This window comes from uncultured Romboutsia sp., assembly GCF_958366745.1.
Classification (GTDB): Bacteria; Bacillota; Clostridia; order Peptostreptococcales; family Peptostreptococcaceae; genus Romboutsia; species Romboutsia timonensis.
Map to the genome: position 1 here is coordinate 1 of NZ_CATXCO010000197.1, position 4,349 is coordinate 4,349.

A 4,349-nucleotide genomic window follows, 5' to 3' on the forward strand; every position below is an offset into this window, starting at 1 on the left:
ACCTAAAATAAGGAACTTTACTTCAAATTCAATTTATTAAAAAGTCCAAGGTGTGGCTCTTTTTATGCAATATTTATCACAAAGAGGGCTAACATATCCTAAACTAAAAAAGGCTGTATAATCAGCCTTATATTAAGTTGTGTGCATATTCTTTTATTGGTGCATTTTTTAAAAGTAGTACTGAACAAATTAAAGATATTACTATAGTTAAAAGTTTTATAATTAAATGTATATTTACATTTATAATAAACCTTAAAATATCAACTAAGTTAATAACTATATAATTCATAATTAAATCTGTGTTAAATATATAAAATGTTACTCCTAATGTTATAACTATTGTTGGTATAATTAAAAATATTATTATTGATGTTTTCTTTTTAAGTCTATATAAAATACTTCCAAGTAAAAATCCTATAGATGAAAATGCAAATAAAGTTAAAAGCTGCCCTAAGATATCCATAATAAATCTTCTTATGCTTAAATCCGAAAAAGCATATAATACTGTTGTTCCCATTTCTAAAGAACTATTTATAATATCAGTAAAAGTATTTACAAAGTATGCAGAATCTCCAAGTACTAAAGCATTTTTACCAGAAACATACTCTACTACAAACTTTAAAATCAATGACCATAAAACTGTAAATATTGAAAATACTATCCCCATACCTATCATTGTAATTATAGATGCTTTTATATAGCTTTTTCTATCTGCTTTTATATTTATTGCAACATTAAACTTTATATATGAAAGATATATACCATATATAAATATAAGTAATGCTGTTGTAGAATATATTTCACTTTTAAATATTAAATATCCATTTTCAAATACTGAATGTTTAAATCCAGTTAGTATTTCTTTACCATCATGTGTTATTGCTATTGAAAGTGTTATTACTATCATTAATATTATAGACTTTTTCATTAATCTAAAATACGGCATTAACTTATTCATTTTTATTCCCCCTTTTAGTAAGATGTACAAACATATCTTGAAGATTCATAGTTTCTAAATTTATGTTTAAACTTTCTATAAACTTTAAATCATCTTCATTTATATCCCCATAATATTTATACACTTGTTTAGATCCAAAACTTTTATCAGGTGTTGTATTTTTTAAACATTTTAATTTTTCCAAATCAGACTTATCTCCACTTATGTAAAATGATTTTTGACTTATATTATCTATACTATCATCAACTATTACTTTTCCTTTATCTATTATAACTACATTTTCAATTAAGTTTTCTACTTCATTTATAAGGTGAGTTGATAATATTATAGTTCTAGGATTTTTTATATAGCTATCTAATAAGATCTTATAAAACTCATTTCTATTATCTGCATCAAGACCTATTGTAGGTTCGTCAAATATAGTTATAGAAGCATTTGAGCATATTCCTATAATGTTCGATACTATACTTTTCATACCTCTTGATAATTTTCTATATGACTTCTTAGAATCTAGCTCAAAATAAGCACACAATTTTTCTTGTAGATTTTTATCATAATCTTTATAAAAGTATGAGTAAGTATTAAATAATTCTTTTATTAAAATATCATTTTCAGGAAACTCTCTTTCTCTTACTATACATAACTTATCTAATACATCGTCACTTTCATTTATATTTTGTCCAAATATTTCTACAGTTCCACTTTTACTAATTAATTGCTTTGTAATTATATTTAGTAAGGTAGTTTTTCCTACTCCATTTTTCCCAAGTAAACAATATATTTTATTTTCATAAAAATCTATAGATATATCATCAAGTACTACACTATCATTAAAAGACTTACTAACATTTTTTACTTTTATAGCTACACTCATTTAGTTTCCCCCTTTGTATTGTTTAATCATCTCAAGTAATTCATCTTTATCTATATCTAACTTATTTGCTTCTTCAATTAAGTTCTTTATAAACTTATTTTTAAAGCTTTCTTTTCTTAAAAGTTTTATAGTGTTTTTTGCTCCCCTATTTACAAACATACCTAAACCTCTTTTTTTATATAAGATATTCTTATCTACTAATATATTCATTCCCTTTAATACTGTAGCTGGATTTATATTATATAACCTTGATAATTCTGTTGTTGAAGGCACTTGTTCATCTTCTTTTATGCTATCTGTTAGTATTTCATCCTCTATAGCTTTTGATATTTGAATAAATATCGGTTCGTCTTCATTTAATATAAGCTTCATAAATCACCCCTTATATCTGTTAATTAATTAGTTAATTACTAAAGTAACTAACTATAATAGTATTATATATAAAATAATAAAAAATGTAAACATGTATTTATAAAAAGAGCTATTTCAAAATCATTATTTAATCATTTTGAAATAGCTCTTTTATAAATCTACTTTTTAACTTATCTATATCAATTATGTATATTCCTCTTTAATGTAAATATTTTTATAAAATTTAATTAAATTTTAGATGCGATACAAATTAATATGTGCTACTATTTACTTAAAGAAATCAAATCATATTTTTACAAGAGATATAAAAAGCAGAAAACTGCTGTCACTTTTGTATAAACTAATTAATAAAAGTTTTTAAGTAATTTAAGTCTACTTGGATGTCTTAATTTTCTAATAGCCTTAGCTTCTATTTGTCTTATTCTCTCTCTTGTTACACCAAATACTTTACCGATTTCTTCTAAAGTCTTAGGTGTGTCATCATCAAGTCCAAATCTCATTCTAAGTACTTGTTGCTCTTGATCACTAAGATCTGTTAATACTTCGTCTATTTTTTCTCTTAAGTTATTTTGTTCAACCTCATGAATTACCACGTCCCCAAAGTGTGCATCAGATGGTATAAACTCAACCAAGCTACTATCTTCATCTTCTTTAATAGGAGTATCAAGAGATACTATGTTTTTATCCCTTTTTAATATATCTAAAACCTTATCAACTTCAAGTTCGCAAACTTCAGCAAGTTCTTCCATACTAGGTTCTCTTTGAAGTACATTAGCAAGCTCTTGTTTTTTTCTTTTTACAAAATTTATTCTTTGATGAAGATGAACAGGTATTCTAATAGTATTTTCACAGTCATCTATGTATCTTGTTATACTTTGTTTTATCCACCAAGTCGCATAAGTACTAAATTTAAATCCCTTTTTATAATCGTACTTTTCAACTGCTTTTATAAGTCCAATGTTTCCTGCTTGAATTAAGTCAAGCATATCTACACTTTCTTTTCTATATCTTTTAGCGATACTTACAACCAATCTATAATTTGCATTTATAAATTTCTCTTTTGCTTCCTCTGAAGAGTCAATTATAGCTTTAGCTAGTTCTACTTCCTCTTTAGCAGATAACATTGGGTATTCTTCTATTTCTTTTAAATACATTTTCATAGCATTAGATGTATTTGATGAATCAGAATAAATATAGCTTTCATAATTTTGTTCTTTTTTAGCCTCCATAATATAACCCCTTTTATATATAGTTTATTAATTGAGATGTTATCTTTTCTCTAGCTTCATCTACATTTATAATATGATAGCTGCTTCAAAAACATTCCATCCAATTAAATTAAATGTCAATAAGTTTATTTTTATATTATTCTACCTTTGCTATCAAATTTCCTTTTTTTATTTATATTTTTTATAAAATTTCACTTATTTTAAGTATATAAATATATATTTAGGTTTTTAAGCATAAAAAAAGACCACAATAAAAGTAGTCTTTTTAAATCGAACGACGCTATAAATCCCTATATTAATAAATCCTTTGTCTTTTGCCCCAACATTTACGGTTTTTATATAGAATTTTTAACATATTTATAATAACATTATTAAAAAGTATCGTCAAGTTCGTATATATTTATTTATTAGTGTTTACAACCACAGTTGTGATCTTCTCCGTGATTGTGTCCTCCACAACACTCATGACCATCTTCATGATGTCCATGACCTCCACAGCATTCATGCTCTTCTTCGTGATGATGTCCACCACATCCACATCCATGATGAGAGTGTTCATGCTCAGCAGCTAATTTTTCCATTTCAAATAATTCTTTTTCCATTTGTTCATATGTTGGAAGAGCTGCTTCTGTATCATATTCTTCACCAGTCCAGTCAGCATACATCATTTGATTTCCATTAGTTAATATTATTCTACCTGCAGTAGTTATATTATCAACATCTTCTAAGAAATCTATTTGTTTTTGTACTACTTCACCTTCTAATTCTACATCTTCGTCTAAACAGCTAACTAACATAACTGGAACTAAGTAGTCTTCTTTATCTTTAACACTTACTATTATATCTATTATACCCTCTGCACCTTCTTCAAACTCTGATAATGGTACATCAGTGTCTATCATATCATGTGGTACTA

General features: G+C 25.7%; 5 protein-coding genes. All 5 read right to left on the minus strand.

The features are described 5' to 3' along the window. Positions 1–127: 127 nt before the first annotated feature. Positions 128–958 (minus strand): hypothetical protein, encoded by an 831-nt coding sequence (locus Q5F54_RS11035; RefSeq protein ID WP_281538768.1) that lies wholly within the window; start codon positions 956–958, stop codon positions 128–130. Further along, positions 951–1,832, minus strand: a complete 882-nt coding sequence (locus tag Q5F54_RS11040; RefSeq protein ID WP_302334434.1) for an ABC transporter ATP-binding protein — start codon at positions 1,830–1,832, stop codon at positions 951–953. The genes Q5F54_RS11035 and Q5F54_RS11040 overlap by 8 nt, the downstream gene beginning before the upstream one ends. Beyond that, the gene (locus Q5F54_RS11045; RefSeq protein ID WP_071120114.1) at positions 1,833–2,204 is read right to left on the minus strand and encodes a GntR family transcriptional regulator; all 372 of its coding nucleotides are present in this window, start codon (positions 2,202–2,204) and stop codon (positions 1,833–1,835) included. Positions 2,205–2,548: 344 nt separating this feature from the next. Beyond that, on the minus strand, positions 2,549–3,433 hold the full coding sequence (locus Q5F54_RS11050) for an RNA polymerase sigma factor RpoD/SigA (RefSeq protein ID WP_281538770.1): 885 nt from the start codon (positions 3,431–3,433) through the stop codon (positions 2,549–2,551). Positions 3,434–3,840: 407 nt separating this feature from the next. After that, the coding region (locus tag Q5F54_RS11055; RefSeq protein ID WP_302334435.1) for a hypothetical protein at positions 3,841–4,349 on the minus strand (509 nt) is incomplete at its 5' end.